This window comes from Aeromonas sp. QDB18 (assembly GCF_027705325.1).
GTDB lineage: Bacteria > Pseudomonadota > Gammaproteobacteria > Enterobacterales > Aeromonadaceae > Aeromonas > Aeromonas caviae.
Genome location: NZ_JAPDBQ010000036.1, coordinates 13,832 through 29,882 on the forward strand (window position 1 = coordinate 13,832; position 16,051 = coordinate 29,882).

16 protein-coding genes are annotated in these 16,051 nt (G+C 64.6%); 9 read left to right on the forward strand and 7 right to left on the reverse strand.

Going from position 1 to position 16,051, the window contains the following annotated elements:
• Positions 1-661: 661 nt before the first annotated feature.
• Positions 662-2,062: an OprD family outer membrane porin gene (locus OKC30_RS07990; protein ID WP_010673291.1), complete on the forward strand. Its 1,401-nt coding sequence runs from the start codon at positions 662-664 to the stop codon at positions 2,060-2,062.
• A 114-nt stretch (positions 2,063-2,176) separates the two neighbouring features.
• Entirely contained in the window at positions 2,177-3,007 is an 831-nt protein-coding gene (locus OKC30_RS07995; protein WP_223933402.1) for an SDR family oxidoreductase, read from the forward strand.
• Positions 3,008-3,067: 60 nt separating this feature from the next.
• On the opposite strand, the gene OKC30_RS08000 is transcribed toward OKC30_RS07995, so the two are convergent.
• Entirely contained in the window at positions 3,068-3,400 is a 333-nt protein-coding gene (locus tag OKC30_RS08000; RefSeq protein WP_041214640.1) for a DUF1904 family protein, read from the reverse strand.
• 70 nt (positions 3,401-3,470) lie between these two features.
• On the opposite strand from OKC30_RS08000, the gene OKC30_RS08005 reads away from it, so the two are divergent.
• From OKC30_RS08005 to OKC30_RS08030, 6 genes are all read left to right on the forward strand, one after another.
• Positions 3,471-4,358, forward strand: coding sequence for a TraB/GumN family protein (locus OKC30_RS08005; protein ID WP_041214639.1), 888 nt, complete (start codon positions 3,471-3,473; stop codon positions 4,356-4,358).
• 146 nt (positions 4,359-4,504) lie between these two features.
• The gene (locus OKC30_RS08010) at positions 4,505-4,654 is read left to right on the forward strand and encodes a DUF3149 domain-containing protein (protein ID WP_010673287.1); all 150 of its coding nucleotides are present in this window, start codon (positions 4,505-4,507) and stop codon (positions 4,652-4,654) included.
• A 115-nt stretch (positions 4,655-4,769) separates the two neighbouring features.
• Positions 4,770-5,351 carry a DNA endonuclease SmrA gene (gene smrA, locus OKC30_RS08015; RefSeq protein WP_223933404.1) on the forward strand — a complete coding sequence of 194 codons (582 nt, stop codon included), beginning with the start codon at positions 4,770-4,772 and terminating at the stop codon, positions 5,349-5,351.
• A gap of 106 nt (positions 5,352-5,457) precedes the next feature.
• On the forward strand, positions 5,458-6,936 hold the full coding sequence (locus tag OKC30_RS08020; protein WP_162624596.1) for a carboxypeptidase M32: 1,479 nt from the start codon (positions 5,458-5,460) through the stop codon (positions 6,934-6,936).
• Positions 6,937-7,197: 261 nt separating this feature from the next.
• Positions 7,198-8,706 (forward strand): DNA-3-methyladenine glycosylase 2, encoded by a 1,509-nt coding sequence (locus OKC30_RS08025; RefSeq protein WP_270663638.1) that lies wholly within the window; start codon positions 7,198-7,200, stop codon positions 8,704-8,706.
• Positions 8,703-9,179: a methylated-DNA--[protein]-cysteine S-methyltransferase gene (locus tag OKC30_RS08030; RefSeq protein WP_109112810.1), complete on the forward strand. Its 477-nt coding sequence runs from the start codon at positions 8,703-8,705 to the stop codon at positions 9,177-9,179. Before OKC30_RS08025 ends, OKC30_RS08030 begins: the two co-directional genes overlap by 4 nt.
• A 22-nt stretch (positions 9,180-9,201) precedes the next feature.
• Here the strand turns inward: OKC30_RS08030 and OKC30_RS08035 are convergent, their stop codons facing one another.
• The 6 genes from OKC30_RS08035 to OKC30_RS08060 all read right to left on the reverse strand — a co-directional run bounded on the left by OKC30_RS08035 (position 9,202) and on the right by OKC30_RS08060 (position 14,462).
• Positions 9,202-9,867 (reverse strand): class I SAM-dependent methyltransferase, encoded by a 666-nt coding sequence (locus tag OKC30_RS08035; RefSeq protein WP_119197384.1) that lies wholly within the window; start codon positions 9,865-9,867, stop codon positions 9,202-9,204.
• 111 nt (positions 9,868-9,978) lie between these two features.
• A complete protein-coding gene (locus tag OKC30_RS08040) occupies positions 9,979-10,236 on the reverse strand; it encodes a DUF1272 domain-containing protein (protein WP_041211221.1) in 258 nt (85 codons plus the stop codon).
• Between the two features lie 44 nt (positions 10,237-10,280).
• Positions 10,281-10,610: a DHCW motif cupin fold protein gene (locus tag OKC30_RS08045; protein ID WP_041214635.1), complete on the reverse strand. Its 330-nt coding sequence runs from the start codon at positions 10,608-10,610 to the stop codon at positions 10,281-10,283.
• A gap of 117 nt (positions 10,611-10,727) precedes the next feature.
• Positions 10,728-12,590, reverse strand: a complete 1,863-nt coding sequence (locus OKC30_RS08050; protein ID WP_160836566.1) for a peptidase U32 family protein — start codon at positions 12,588-12,590, stop codon at positions 10,728-10,730.
• 178 nt (positions 12,591-12,768) lie between these two features.
• Positions 12,769-13,380: a LysE family translocator gene (locus OKC30_RS08055; protein WP_160836568.1), complete on the reverse strand. Its 612-nt coding sequence runs from the start codon at positions 13,378-13,380 to the stop codon at positions 12,769-12,771.
• 128 nt (positions 13,381-13,508) lie between these two features.
• Positions 13,509-14,462: a LysR family transcriptional regulator gene (locus OKC30_RS08060; protein WP_109112806.1), complete on the reverse strand. Its 954-nt coding sequence runs from the start codon at positions 14,460-14,462 to the stop codon at positions 13,509-13,511.
• A 200-nt stretch (positions 14,463-14,662) separates the two neighbouring features.
• Here OKC30_RS08060 and OKC30_RS08065 point away from each other — a divergent pair, with 200 nt between their 5' ends.
• Entirely contained in the window at positions 14,663-15,751 is a 1,089-nt protein-coding gene (locus OKC30_RS08065) for a ketoacyl-ACP synthase III (RefSeq protein ID WP_109112805.1), read from the forward strand.
• Positions 15,752-16,051 lie beyond the last annotated feature (300 nt).

Here is a 16,051-nt window from a genome sequence, read left to right on the forward strand (position 1 = left end):
ACCAGACCCGGGGCGCGTTCCCTGTCAATCTCCCCGCGGCCCGGCCTTGCCGCAACCCTTCTATTGATGCTCCCGTCATGTCCTCACGGCCAATGACGAATTGCCTCATCCATTCAGTCACAGGCCCTCTCACCCCTTTCACATCCCTGGTCCCCCTGTCTGTCGGGGCAACGGCTCACGCTCACGACAGTGGGCATCCCGCCGGGCCCATCTTTTTTTGTGATACAAAATTATATGTTGCCACCGGGTTAACAAAGAAAGTTCTGCCTTGACGGCAAGATCTGCGCAGGAGAACGGTGAAATCACCATGAAAGCGCTGTCATTGCCGACATGAGTGGCCTGGGAGTGCCCACACCAAGAATCATGATTATTTGCACTCGGTCATATTTTTGAAACTTGGCGGGAACTTTACATTGATATTTCGCACCGCGAACGTACTCTTGGTGATGTCAGATCGCCAAGGATCGACAGCCAAAAAATAACGACTGTAACGATGCAGATAGCCCCGACCGATGCGCCAAGGCATCAGGCACAAGGGCACGACAGAGAACCATTTTTTTTGCCCTTCGGGGTGTTGATTGCAATGCCAATACCGAGCGGCGGGTGCCTACCCGGCTGCCGGATAAAAAAGCTAAGTCCATAAAATCAGGAGCAATAACAAATGGAAAAAGTGATCTTCAAGCGCGCCGCGTTGAGTGCTGCCGTGGTCGCGGCACTGGTCGCCCCCGGCATGGCGTTCGCCGCTCAAGACATGATGAGCCCGGAATACGGCAAGTCCTACAGCGCCTTCATCGACGAAGGCAAGCTCACCGGTGGCCTGTTCTACTTCCAGCGTGAGCGTGATCGCGTCCAGGCCGGTCCGGGTCAGGATGGCAAATACCACTCCAACCTGAGCCATGCCACCACCCAGGCAGCCCTGAACTTCAACTCCGGCTATGCATGGGGTGTGGTCGGCGTCGACGTGGGCGGCTTCGGTGCCTACGATCTGGCCGTTGACGAGAGCAATGGCGTCAACGAAGAGAACGAGTTCTCCTTCTGGGGCGACAAGTGGGGTTCAGGTGGTGACGGCGTTCCCGAGAACGGCTTCAGCCTCTCCAACGCCGCCCTGAAATTCAAGTTCGGTGACGCCGTCACCGCCAAGGGTGGTTACACCCAGCTCTATGTCCCCGGCATCCTCGGCGTCAACTGGTCCTATCAACCCGGTACCTACCGTGGTGGCCAGATCGAAGGCACCTTCGGCGGCCTCTACCTGACCTACGCCATCGCCGACGAGTACAAGGCTCCCTGGTTCAAGAACACCACCGGCTTCTCCAAGAGCAGCCCCTATGCCAGCGATCCCTTCACCGATGCGAACAAGATCGACTACATCCACGGTCTGGCCGCTCGCTACACCTTCGAGAACGGCACTGCCGTCACCGCCGGCTTCGGTCAGTCCGAAGGCTACATGGACAGCTACCACTTCAAGCTGGCCCACAAGTTCGACGTACTGGGTGGCCTGAACACCAGCTACCAGTTCTACGGTTCCGACACCGAGAACAGCGACTATGACGGCCTGGCCTGGCAACAAGCCCTGACCGCCAGCTGGGCAGCCGGCCCCTATGGCTTCCGTCTGGAAGGCCTGTGGACCAAGGCTGAAGGGGATCTGGGCAACTACCTGCCCCGTCTGACCCGTGGCTACGGCAACTCCCAGGGCGCGAACGAAATCTGGTGGGACTCCCGCTCCGACTGGAACCACAACGACGAGAAGGCCCTGTTCTTCGGCGTGACTCGTTCCCTGGATGATCTGGTGGGTGCACCGGGCTGGGGCGTGGGTGTCTCCGGTGCCTACGGCTGGGATGCCAACAACGGCGACAAGTCCCTGGAAGGCGGCAAAGAGTGGGCAGCCAACTTCGACGTCATGTACACAGTGCAGGACGGCAAGCTGAAGGGCACCCTGTTCAAGCTGCACTACACCGACTACAACAACGAACAGGACGACAAGGGCAGCTGGTACTACCCGAACATGTTCAGCTCCGAGCATGACGTCAAGTTCCACATCATCATGCCGTTCACCATCATGTAATCAGGCATCTGACGTGACCGAAAACCGGGCCTCTGGCCCGGTTTTGTTTTTGATGGCACCACGCTACCATGCCAGCTTCGGGCCACCTGCCGGCCGCCAACCAGGACCATGCTCATGCCCCATCCCTTCGTGCTCGTCACCGGCTGCTCCAGCGGCATCGGCCTCGCCGCCGCAAGAACGCTCGGCGCCCGGGGCTTCACCGTCATCGCTTCCGCCCGCAAGGCCGAGGATGTGGCCCTGCTGCTGCAGCAGGGTCTGTTGGCGGTGCAACTGGATCTGGCGGACAGCGCCAGCATAGAGCGAGGGGCGGCAGAGGCGCTGGCCCTTGCAGAAGGGCGCCTCTACGGCCTCTTCAACAACGGCGCCTACGGCCAGCCCGGTGCGCTGGAAGATCTCCCCACCGAGGCGCTGCGCGAGCAGTTCGAGACCAACCTCTTTGGCTGGCATCACCTCATTCGCCAGGTATTGCCCCCCATGCTGGCGGCAGGCGAGGGGCGCATCGTGCAGAACAGCTCGGTGCTTGGCCTGGTGGCCATGAAGTATCGTGGCGCCTACAACGCCAGCAAGTTCGCGCTGGAAGGCTATACCGACACCCTGCGCCTGGAACTCGCGGGCAGCGGCGTGCACATCAGCCTGATCGAACCCGGCCCCATCGACACCCGGTTTCGCGCCAATGCCCGGGGGGCCTTCCTGCGCCACATAGATCCCGCCGCCAGCCGCCATCAGGACGCCTATGCCCAGACGCTGGCCAGGCTGGAGCGTGAAGGGGGTGCCCGGGGCTTTACCCTGCCAAGCGAGGCCTGCATCCCGCCGTTACTGCATGCGCTCACGAGCAAGCGTCCCAGGCACCGCTACCCGGTCACCTTCCCGACCAAATTGTTTACCGTGCTGCGCCGCCTGCTGCCAAGCCGCTGGCTGGACAAGCTGCTGATCAAATCCGCCTGATAAAGGTGCCCTCGGCGGGCCCTCCTCTTGACATGCACCTGTCTCAGCAACGATGCCCGCTCAATAGTGCTGGCCGTTGCTGTAGTAGTGACTCTTGACGATGGGCAGCACCTGCACCACCACATAGGTCTGCTCCCCCAGCACCCCTTTCAGGTGGCGAGTGATGAGGGCGGCGGCGGCATCCTGCATCTCCTGCGGTCGCTCGAACCAGACCAGCTCCACGAAGGGAAAACCGGCTTCGGGCTGGCCATCTCGTACCCACTGGCTCGGCACGCACTCCAGGGTGACGAACTCCGGCTTGCCACCGGTCAGGGCGCAGAGGTCCGCCATCAGGGGGGCGCTTATCCGCTGCAGGGTGTCGACAGAAACTGCCCGAAAACGAAGGTGGGGCATGGGAAACCTCTTGGCTGTGACAAATGAGGACTTATCATAGAGCACTCATCCCGCTCACATAAGGTGCCTCATGAGATTCCATCCCACGCTGCTCTCCTTCCTGCTCTGCCTGCTGCTGCCGCTCCATGCCATGGCCGATCCGGCCTTCTACCGCATCAACAAGGGCAACGAACAGCACTGGCTGCTGGGGTCCATCCATGCGGGCAAACCCTCTCTCTATCCCCTGCCGGACCCGGTGGAGCGCGCCTGGCAGCAGAGCCGCGCCCTGGTGATGGAGGTGGACATGACCCACATCAGCCAGGAGCAGTGGCAGGAGATGGGCGCCATCACCCGGCTCGTCGACGGCAAGACCCTCAAGGATCACCTGCCCATCGACCTCTACCGTCGCACCCTCATCGCCGCGGGCCAGAACGGTCTGAACGAGAGCATGCTGGCCCCGCTGCGTCCCTGGTTTGCGGCCATTACCCTGACCCAGGCGGCCCTGGAGCGCACCGGCTATCGCGGTGAATACGGTGTCGACCAGCACTTCGCCAAGCGGGCGAACGACGGCGGCAAGCCCATTGTCGGGCTGGAGACCCTGCTGGAGCAGCTCGGCTATCTCGCGAGCGTCGGCGACAACCAGACCCTGATGCTGGAGAGCACCCTGGACGAGCTGCCCGACATCCAGCAGGGGTTCGACGCCGTGATGACCGCCTGGCAGAACGGGGACGAGGCCACCCTCATCAATCTGCTCAGGGAGGAGATGGCGCCGCCCAAGCTGCAAGCCTGGCTGGAACAGACCCTGCTGGCAGAGCGCAACCGCAACTGGGTCAAGAAGTGGCCCAGCCTGCCGAACGAGAGCTTTATCGTGGTAGGGGCCCTGCATCTTTACGGCGAGCACGGGCTGCTCGCCCTGCTGGAGCAGCAGGGCTGGCGCATCACGCCCCTCACCGAACCGACCCTGGAGAAAGCAAAATAGCGTCCAGTCCGGCGACCGGATGCGCGTCGGCTCACAGAATTTGCTGCCGATTAAATAACCAGAGAGGGAGTTGATCGAGATCATCCCCTCCCTCCTGAAGAGGTATCTATCATGCCTGTCACCGCCCAGTGACAGGAGTGAACGAGATGGAATTCTGGATGAACCTGATGTTCGGCAACAGCGTGGGGCTGATGTCCATGCTGGTGATTTTCGGCACCTTCCTGCTCATCAGCGCCTATGCGGTCTATTTCATCTACAAGGTGATGCACGCAGAGCCGCCCAAAGAGGGGCAATAACCAGGCTCGCTCAGACCGCCCTCCCCGGCAGGGCCGGGGCCCGCGAGCGTTGCCATTCTAAGGCCCACCAAGGCCCGCTATACTGGCTCCCTCATTTTCATGCGGGGAGCCTGCCGTGTCTCATAACGACGAACTCTCACTGTTCCTGCAGGAAGTGGCCGACGTGCGGCCCCTTCGCAGCGACCATATCGCCCCCGTTGCGGGCAACAGCCAGCCCACCGAGGCGCAACGCGCGCGCCGGGAAGCCGCCACCGCCGAACAACTCACCCTGGATCACCTCGGCACGGAAGCAGTCGAGATGCTGGACCCCCATGCCATCGTCGGCTTCAAGCGTGACGGCGTGCAGGAAGGGGTCTACAAGAAGCTGCGCCTTGGCAAATACGAGCTGCAAGGCTCCCTCGACCTGCACCACAAGACGCTCAACGAGGCCCGTATCGCCCTGGTGCAGTTCATTGCCGAATGCGAAGTACGGGATATCCGCTGCCTGCTGATCCTGCACGGCAAGGGGGAGCGCAGCACCCCGCGTGCCCTGCTCAAGAGCCATGTCAGCGCCTGGCTGCCACAGTTGCCTTCGGTGATGGCCATGCACAGCGCCGAGCGCCGCCACGGCGGCAGCGGTGCGCTCTACGTATTGCTGCGCAAGAGCGAGCGCAAGAAGGCGGAAAACCGCGAACGGCACCAGAAGCGCCTCGGCTGACTGCCTGAGGGTGGCACCAGGGTGGATGGCAGTGCTAGCATCGGGCGGCCCCGATCATGCCAGGTACGGGGTGCATACCATCAGGGACGATAACAAGGACAATCCCATGTCATACCAGAAACTCGAACAACATCAGCAACAACTGCACCGCCTCTCCCACCTCTCCGCCATCTGCGGCTGGGATCAGGCCGCCATGATGCCGGAGGGGGGCAACGAGGCCCGCGCCGAGGCGATGGCGGAGCTCGGCGTGCTGATCCACGGCAAGCGCACCGCCCCCGAGCTTGGGGAGTGGATTGCCAAGGCAGAGAGTGAACCGCTGGACGAGCACCAGCGTGCGAACCTGCGGGAGATCAAGCGCCAGTGGCAGGATGCAAGCCTGCTGCCGGGGGCGCTGGTGGAGGCGCTGTCCCTCGCCGGCAGCAAATGCGAGCACGCCTGGCGTCGCCAGCGCAAGGAGAACGACTGGGCAGGTTTTGCCCCGAACCTCGAGGAGGTGGTGCGCCTGTCGCGGGAGGTGGCTCGCCTGCGCGCCGACGCGCTCGGGGTGCGCCCCTATGACGCCATGCTGGCGCTGTACGAGCCCGGCATGACGAGCGCGAGGCTGGATCAGATCTTCGGCGATCTGACGAGCTGGCTGCCCGGCCTCATCCAGACCGTGAGCGAGCGGCAGAAAATCGAGACCATCCTCACCCCGCAAGGCCCCTTCCCGATCCCAACGCAGCAGGCCCTCGGTCAGGAGGTGATGGGACTGCTCGGCTTTGATTTCGCGCACGGCCGGCTCGACGTGAGCAGCCACCCGTTCTGCGGCGGCGTGCCGACGGACGTGCGCATCACCACGCGCTACAACGAGCAGGAGTTCGTCTCCAGCCTGATGGGCATCGTCCACGAGACGGGTCACGCGCGTTACGAGCAGGGCCTGCCGCGCGCACTGCTCGGCCAGCCGGTGGCCGAGGCGCGTTCCATGGGCATTCACGAGAGCCAGAGCCTGTTCTGCGAGATGCAGCTCGGCCATCACCCCGCGTTCCTCGCGTTGATTGCGCCGCGCATTTGCGCGCACTTCGGGGCAGAAGATGCGCTCGCACCCGCGAACCTCGAGAAGCTGTACAACAGGGTCGAGCCCGGCTTTATCCGCGTCGATGCGGACGAGGTCACCTACCCTGCCCACGTCATCCTGCGCTACGAGCTGGAGCGGGACCTGATGGAAGGGCGCATCGAGGTCGCGGACATCCCCGAGCTGTGGGACGCGAAGATGCAGCAGTGGCTCGGCTTGTCCACGAAGGGCAATTACCAGAACGGCTGCATGCAGGACATACACTGGACGGACGGCTCGTTTGGCTACTTCCCGAGCTACACGCTCGGCGCCATGTACGCGGCGCAGCTGCGCTTTGCACTCGAGCGTGAGCTCGGCGACATGGGCACGCTCGTAGAGTCCGGCCGCCTGCCGGAGATCTTTGGCTGGCTCGGTCGCCATATCTGGTCCCAGGGCAGCCTGCACGGCACGGACGAGCTCATTCGCCGCGCGACCGGTGAGGCGCTCAATCCCCAGTGGCTGCGCAAACACCTCGAACAGCGCTATCTGAAATAAGCGAGGTTGAACCCCCTCCCAGCCTCCCCCTTCACAAGGGGGAGGAGCTAACCCCGCCCCCGTTCACAGAGGGGAGCTGTTTGTCCCCTCCCCTTACGAAGGGGAGGGTTAGGGTGGGGTCCTGCCCCCCTAACCTTACAAAGGGAGGACTGGGATTCCTCGGATCGCACTATTTTTGCTATCCCTGTCCGTTTTTGGCTAGTCACCCCTCTCGCCCCCGCTTAGTCTCTGGGACATGCCCACAGCAACCCGAGCCATGCCATGACCACAGAGCCCCCGCATTCATCCCAACGAGACGAGATCATCCCGGGTCTCACTCGGGAGCAGTGCCACGCCGCACGCCTCGCGCGAGACGCGCGTTTCGATGGTCGCTTCTTCACCGGGGTGCTGTCCACCGGTATCTATTGCCGCCCCGTGTGTCCGGCGCGGGCACCGCACGAGCACAATGTGCGCTATTTTCGCTTCGCGGCGGCGGCGGAGCAGCACGGGCTGCGCCCCTGCCTGCGCTGTCGCCCCGAGCTCGCACCGGCCCAGAGCGGGGATCTGCCACCGCTCGTCGCCCAGGTGCTGGCGCGCATCGAGCGCGGCGAGCTTGCGGAGCACAGCCTGGGCTCCCTTGCAACGCAGGCCGGGATCACGGAGCGCACGCTGCGGCGCCAGTTCGAGCAACACCTCGGCGCCTCGCCGAAACAGGTGGAGCAGACGCGCCGCCTGCTGCTTGCGAAACGGCTGTTGACGGAGACGCGCCTGCCCATCACGGACGTGGCGTTTGCCGCAGGCTTTGCGAGCATTCGTCGCTTCAACGACGCCTGGCTGCAGGCGTATGGCATGACGCCGGGCGCCCTGCGCAAGCAGGAAGGGGGTGCGCCGCAGGAGACGCCGCAATCGAGCCTGCAACTGCACCTGCTGTATCGCCCGCCGTTCGACGTCCAGGCCATGCTCGCGTTCTACCGGTTGCGCGCCATTCCGGGGCTGGAGCGGGTGGATGAGCACGGTTACGAACGCCGTCACCGGGTCGGCGAACAAGAGGGGCTCATCCGCATCGAGCCCGTCGAGGGGGAGAGGCTCAGACTCACGGTGCGGGATCTGCCGCCGGGTGCGCTGCCAGACATCCTGTACCGCGTGCGCCGCATGTGGGATCTCGACGCCGACATGAGCCGCATCGGCGAACACCTGGGGCAGGATCCGCTGCTCGCCGGCATCCAGGGACGATGGCCCGGGGTGCGGCTGCCGGGGGGGTGGGATGAATACGAGGTGATGCTGCGCGCCATCGTCGGCCAGCAGGTGTCGGTCAAGGGTGCCATCACCATCATGGGGCGCCTGGTGGCCCGCACCCAGGCTCAGTTTGGCACGGCTCAGCTGCCCACCCCGACCCAGCTGTGCGAGCTGGATCTCGACGGCATCGGCATGCCGGGCAGCCGCATCCGCACCCTGCAAGGGCTGGCCTCGGCGCTCGCAAGCGGCGCACTCACCCTCGCCACGGCAAGCGACGAGCAACTGCTCGCGCTGCCGGGCATAGGTCCCTGGACGGTCGCTTACTGGCGGCTGCGCTGCGGGCTCGACACGAATGCCTTCCCCGCCTCGGATCTCGTGCTACAAAAGGCGCTGGGGGGCGGTGACAAGCTGCCGGTGAAAGAGGTGACAGCGCGCAGCGCCCCCTGGCAGCCGTGGCGCGCCTATGCCGCGAGCTGGCTGTGGCACGCCATGAGTGAACAACCGGCGCTGCTCACCCGGCCAACACAGACACAAGACGAGGAGAAGAGCCCATGATCCGCTATGACATGATGCCCACCGACCAGGGCGAACTGCTGGTCGCCATCGACGAGCGCGGCCTGGTCCATGTGGATTTCCTGGCCGGACTGCGGCCGCTCCCCGACATGCAGGACTGGCAGCAGGACGGCGAGGCGCTCGCCCCCTTCCTCGCCGAGTTTCGGGACTACTTCGCGGGCCGGTTGCAGCGCTTCACCCTGCCGCTCGCCCCCAGGGGCACGGCGTTTCAGCAAGCGGTGTGGCAGGCGCTGTGCGACATCCCCTACGGGGAGACCCGCAGCTACGGCGACATCGCCCGCACCATCGGCAAGCCAAACGCGGTGCGGGCGGTGGGTGCCGCGAACGGCCGCAATCCGCTCTCCATCATCATCCCCTGCCACCGGGTGATCGGCCAGAATGGCAGCCTCACCGGCTATGCGGGAGGCCTGCCCATCAAGCAGGCACTGCTGACGCTGGAGAGGGCCTCTCGTTGATCCGGCGCCACCCGGCCAGGGCTCACTGCCGCTGCGCCAGCCAGCCGTGAAACCCCAGCGCCTGAAAGAAGCGGTGCGCCGCCGCGAAACCGGCCCCTTGCAAGAGGCGCCGGGTCTGTCCCTCGTCCAGGGAGGTGAAGTCCTCTCCGAGGCGGCGCACCATCTGCTCGCAGGCAGGAAGCGGCAGACCGGCGAGGGCGGCTTGCAACCCCATGGCCTTGCGCTCGAGCGGGTCCGTTGGCGCCATCAGATCCGCCAGCAGCAGGGGAGCGCCAGGATTGAGCTGGCGATAAATATCACCCAATAGCGCAGCTTTGGCATCTTGCGCCAGAAAATGCAGCACCAGCAGACAGAGTGCGCCATCGCAAGGCTTATTCACCACAGGCAATGCGCCCAGGTGCCAGCACACCCTGTCCCCCATGCCCGTCTGCTCGGCCCGCATCCTGGCCTGGGCCAGCATGTCCGCCGAGATATCCTGGGCCACAAAGGTCCAGCGGGGGCAGAGACGGCCAAGCAGCAGCAACTCGCTGCCCGTGCCCACCCCCACCAGCAGCACCCGGGCCTGCTGGCCCAGCGCGGCCATCAGCCGGGAGGCACAAAGCTGGTGCAGCAGCTCGTAGCCTGGCACCAGCAGGGGGATGCGGCTGTCATAGGCCTTCGCCCCTTCTCCTTCGAATCGCTCCGTCATCTTTTGCTCCTTTGGTGTGAGCCCCCTTGATAGGGGCTGCCGCCGGGAGAAGGTCAAGAGCCACAGGGACGAGCCAGTTGCCAGCCCAGCCCTTCCCATGAAGGGAGAGCCCTAGCCCCCCTTGCCCAGCGCCGCTTTCAGAGCCGGATTGAAGACGCGCTGGAGGGAGGCGGGGTTGTTCAGCAGCTTGGCCGCCGGGCGGCGCGGGCGCCTGACCAGCTCGCCGCCACAGTTGGGGCAGGTCAGGTGCAGATACTGATCGTTGCACTCGGCGCAGAAGGTGCACTCGAAGGAGCAGATGTAGGCCGTCGCCGTGTCGGCGGGCAGATCCCGGTCACAGCACTCGCAGTTGGGTCTGAGTTCAAGCATGGCAAGTTCCTGAAGCGCAAGGGGAAAGCGGGAAAGAGGGCGGCTCAGTCGACGATAAAGAGGCGAGCGCCCAGTTCGGTGTAGGAGCGATGGGGTTCGGCGTTGTCCGCCACCTGGTAGCTCATGCCCGGCGTCAGGGTGAAGACGCGGCCATCCTGCAACTCGGTGTGCAGCTCCCCTTCGAGGCAGAGCAGCACATGACCCTTGCTGCACCAGTGATCCGCCAGATACCCGGGGGAGTACTCCACCATTCGCACCCGCAGCTCCCCGAACTGCCGGGTGTGCCAGCGGGCGACGCCGCGCTCTCCCTTGTGTTCGGTCGGCGGGACCTCGGCCCAGTTCGTGGTGCAAAACGGCAGTGCATGGATGTTCATGACGGATCCTTTGTCAGAAGAAGGCTGGGGGAAGGTGTCTCACCACGGGATATCCGTGACAAGACCGCGCCCCATACTGCCATCAAATCCGCTCCATCCCCATGCCCACACGGGCAATCATCCCCTCTTCAGGCTGCCCATCACCTGCATCTCGCAGCGGTGGCAGTCAAAACGCAGGCGGAAGCTCTCCTTGCCCATCTTGAGCTCCAGGGGCTCGGCCTTGAGACCGGGCACCTCCTTGGGGCAGAGCTGCTGGCTGTAGCGGATGCAGTGCTTCGTTGTCATCAGCACCACTTCCCGCTCCTCCTTGTTCGCCTCATACGCGGGGGCGATGCTCCCCACCCCGTGTTCGCGAAAGAACTGCTCCGCCGCGCTGTTCAACACGTTGCCGAGGTAGGAGAGCCGATGCTGGGGATAAACGGCGCCTCGTAGGGGAATGCGCCGCTCGGGTCGCCGGTAGGCAGCCAGACGGGCCGCCTCCAGGGCGGCGATCCCCTCCCGGCGCAAGCCGTTAAGCTGTGAAGCCGCAATAAATAGCGGGCGAGTGAATGCCAACTCAATCTGGCGAGCCACAAACAGGGTGTTGCCGAGTTTGCCGAGCTGATCCCTGGCATGCTGCAGCGCCCGTTCCGGGTTGTCGGCCGGCGGCTGGTCGCAGGGGAGCGTGACGGCGGCGCCAATGCCCTGCTCGTCCACAAGTTCGAGCCGCAGTCCCTCGTCGCACTCCGATAACCGCATATCGACCCGGATGCGGCGATCCGCGCTCCCCTTTTCGAGCTGCTTGCTGAAGGCCTGATCGTGGTTGCGAAAGATCTCGGTGCCCACCTTGAGACCGGGCATGGGTTCCGACAGGAGTAACCGCTTGCTCTGTGCCTTCTCCTCCACTTTATTGAGGCGCATCCCCACCAGCTCGCCCCCCGGCTTGAAGAAGCCGAGGCCATCGCCGTTGTTGAGGGCAACGGCCTGGCCGTCGATCTCGATGCCATCGCGGGTCACGCTGGTGACGCGCCCGAGCGGCTCCCCGACGTATTTCGGGCTGCGCGGCGAGTCGATGCCTGGCTGTCGGCCATGGAGGAAGTAGTCGGTGCTGCCCCGGTTGAAACTCTTCTTGGGATCCGGCGTAAAGGTGTAGCTGCAACGACCGGCGGAAGCGGCCACCAGATCGGGGCGGCTCGCCAGGATGGTGTCCAGCTTCTGGCGATACCAGGCGGTGACGTTCTTGACGTAGTCGAGCCCCTTGAGGCGCCCTTCAATCTTGAAGGAGCGGATCCCTGCGGCGATCAGCGCCTCCAGGTTGTCGGTCTGATCCATGTCTTTCAAGGAGAGCAGGTGGCTGTTTTCCACCAGCACCTCCCCCCCTGGCGTTTGCAGGGAACAGGGCAGCCGACAGAGCTGGGCGCACTCGCCGCGATTCGCGCTGCGGCCGGTGCGGGCGTGGCTGATGTTGCACTGGCCGCTGTAGGAGACACACAGGGCGCCGTGGATGAAGAACTCCAGCTGCACGCTGGTGGCGGCGCTTATCTCGCGGATCTGCGCAAGGGAGAGCTCGCGGGCCAGCACCACCTGGGAGAAGCCCACGTCCTGCAGAAACTTCACCTTTTCCGGGGTGCGGTTGTCGGTCTGGGTGCTGGCGTGCAGCGCGATGGGGGGCAAATCGAGCGCCAGCAGCCCCATGTCCTGCACGATCAGCGCATCGGCGCCCGCCTGGTAGATCTGGTGGGTCAGGCGCCAGGCCTGCTCCAGCTCGTGGTCGTGCAGCAGGGTATTGAAGGCGACGAAGACCTGGGCGCCGAAGCGGTGAGCATGGCGGGCCAGGGCCTCGATGTCCTCGAGGCTGTTGCCCGCTGCGCTGCGGGCACCGAAGGCGGGGCCCCCCATGTAGACGGCATCGGCGCCGTGGTTGATGGCCTCGATGCCATAGGCGAGGTTCTTGGCCGGGGCCAGCAACTCCAGGCGGTTGTGATGGTTCTGATCGCGCATAACGTCCGGTTCGAAGGGCTGCAAATGGCCGCCACTCTAGCCAGACTCCCCGCCCCCCGCCTTGATCCCGCTTAAGATCACCGCAGAATGCAGGATTGACCAGGTACAAGGACATCTGGCGGCCCCCTTATTCCCCGGCCCTGACAGAATGCCGACTACGCAGGCACCCGACGCGGAGCTAGATCACGACCTTGAGGGCCAGCCCCAGCAGCACCAGGCCGCTCACCTTGTCGATCACGGTGGATTTGGCCTTGAGCCAGGCGAGTACGGGCCCGCGAGAGAGCACCTGGGCCACCAGCACATACCAGAGCGCATCGATGCCGCCTGCGGTCAGCATCATGATGCCCCCCTCACGCCAGCCGGTGTCGGCGTGCACGAACTGGCTGAACAGGGCGATAAAGAAGATGGCGAGCTGGGGGTTCAAGAAGGCCACCATAAAGCCCTCGAACGCCCCCTGACGTCCCCGTGGCGGATGTCCCTCCTCCTTGCCTGCCTCACCCCCTGCAGGCCTGGCCAGCAACGCCTTGATCCCGAGCCAGGCGAGGAACGCCGCGCCGCCGTAGCGGATGAGATCGAACAGCAGCGGGGTCTGGGTGATCAGGATGGCGAGGCCGAGGGCCGTGATCAGCGCATAGATGCCGACTCCCAGGCCATGTCCCAGCGCCGTGGCAACCCCGTGGCCCTGCCCTCCCTGCACCGTATTGCGGATGATCAGTGCCAGGCTGGGCCCCGGGCTGATGGCCCCCATCACGCAAATGGCGGCCAGCGCCAGCCAACTCGTCAGCTCCATACCTTCTCTTCCTTCGTGTCGATTGTTGTCACCCGGGATCAGGGTAGGGGGTGGCTCGCTATGCCAGAAGTGAAAGTTAAGAATAGAGTCCATAGCCAGTGGCTATAGAGTGGCACAACCCGCTGCCATCAGCGGCTCACCTGCGGCCCTCGGGCCAACTGCTTGCGACTCTCCCCCAGGGTGAATTGCAGGTGATCCCGCAGGAAGGGATAGGCCAGCTCGCGGAACCAGCGGTGAGCCGGATCCAGGTGGTGGCGCTGGTGCCACAGCAGATGATACTGCTGGACCCGGGTGGCGAAGGGGAGATCGCAAAAACTCAGGGCATGTTCCCGGGAGAGCTGCCAGGCGATATGGGCCGGGGTGGTCATCAGACAGTCTGTGCGCAGCAGCACCTCCACCGCTGCCTGGAAGAAGGGCACCCGGGCAAACCAGCGGCGGGAGAGCCCGCGGGGGGCCAGCACCTGCTCCACCGGGCTGTCCTTGTCCCCGCCCCCGCTCACCTGCAGGTGAGGCCAGGCGAGGTAATCCTCCAGACTGGGCGCCATGCCAGAGAGCGGGTGATGGCGCCCCATCAGCACCACCAGCCTGTCCTCCCCCTGATGCAGGCCACGGATCTGGTCCGGCACCAGTTCCGTGATGGTGGAGACCATGTCCAGCTCCGATTGCCAGAGCTGGGGCAACTGGCGCTTGTCCCACAGGCTGTACTCCAGCGCCGCCCGGGGGGCGGCCCTCGCCAGGGCCGCACAGATGTCCGGCAGGATGTGCTGGGCCACGTAGTCGGAGGAGGCGAGCCGAAACACCCGCTCGCAGCGCTCGGGGGCAAATTCCGGCGCCTCGTAGAGCCGCTCCAGGGCACCGAGGGAATCGGCAAGCTGGGCCGCCAGGGCCTCGGCCCGCGGGGTCAGCAGCCAGCGCTGCCCTTCCCGCACCAGCAGCTCGTCGCCAAACTCGCTGCGAAGCTGGCCGAGCTGCTTGCTGATGGAGGGCTGGCTCAGGTTCAGCAGCTCCGCCGCCCGGCTGATGTTGCGGGTCTCCAGCAGCACCTTGAGGGTGGGCAAGAGATTGAGATTCGCTTTGTGCACAGGAGTCACCTCGGGAAGGGGTCGCCGGGATCGGGCCTTCATCTTACGGCAAGGAGAAGCGGAAATTTAAGCAAAATCACGGTCTTGCTCCCGCCACTCCCCTTACACTGGGGGGACCGCAGGATGACAGTGAACGCCCCGTGCGGCATAATTTCGCCACTTTCCGCCCCAGGGCGGCCATCACGATAAGCGACGACAAGATGACATACGCCACTATCACCGGGTGGGGAAAATGCCTGCCCCCCGCCTCGCTGACCAACGATGACCTCGGCACCATCATGGATACCTCGGACGAGTGGATCTACCCGCGCACCGGTATCAAGGCCCGCCGGGTCTCCCATGTCAGCACCCAGGCGCTCGCCACCCTGGCCGCCCGTCGCGCCCTGGCGTGCGCAGGTCTGGACGCCGCCGCCCTCGATGGCATCATCCTCGCGACCGCCACCCCGGGCACGCTGGTCCCCAATGGTGCCTCCGCCGTGCAGCAGGCCCTCGGCGCCCACAAGGCAGCGGTGTTCGACCTCAACGCCGCCTGCACCGGCTTCGTCTATGCCCTCTCGGTCGCCACCTCCCTGGTGCAGACCGGCATGATGCAAAGGGTGCTGGTGATCGGTGCCGAGCGGCTAACCCAGTTGCTGGACTGGGCCAAGCGCGACACCGCCGTGCTGTTCGGGGATGGCGCCGGCGCCGTCATCATCGAGGCGAGCGAGCAGGAGAGCGGCCTGATTGCCAGCAAGCTCGGTTGTGACAGCGAAGCGCGGGAGATACTGCACGTGCCGAATTTCGGTACGGATCGGGTGCGTTTCGCCGACATTGACGGCCTCTTCACCTTCAACTTCGAGGGGCAGGAGATCTTCAAGCGCGCCGTGCGCGGCATGGGTGAAGCCACCAGCACCGTACTGGCCCAGGCGGGCATCGCCCCCGAGCAGATCGACCTCATCGTGCCGCACCAGGCGAACGTGCGCATCATCGAGACCCTGGCCAAGCGGATGAACGCCCCCATGGAGAAGGTGATGGTCAACATAGAGCAGTACGGCAACACCTCCGCCGCCACCGTGCCCATCGCCCTGTGCGAGGCGCTGGAGCAGGGTCGGGTCAAGCCGAACAGCTACCTGCTGACCGCCGCCTTCGGGGCCGGGCTGACCTGGGGCGCCGCCCTCATCAAATGGGGAGATCGCGTCACCCCGATCGCGAATTGCGACGAGGTGCTGCCCCCCTGCGAGCAGAGCGCCCTCGAACTCATCGCCCATGCGGTGCAGGGTTGCCAGCAGGCCCGCCCCGCCGACGCCTGAGCGAGCGCCCGCTCCCCATGATCCGCCAGGAGTCCCGGGGCTCCTGGCTGCCAGCCCCCCTACGCCCCCTCGCCGTTTCGGCAGCGACATAAAAGTCATTGAAAAGTGTGAATTTTGAGCGAAACATATCAAAAAATGACCACTTGACACTTTTTTGTCGTCAGAATGCGGCCAAGGGGTTCACAACCTTGCCGGATCTGGTAGTATGCGGCCTCGCACTTGGGGAGGGGTTCCCGAGCGGCCAAAGGGATCAGACTGTAAATCTGACGGCTCTGCCTTCGAAGGTTCGAATCCTTCTCC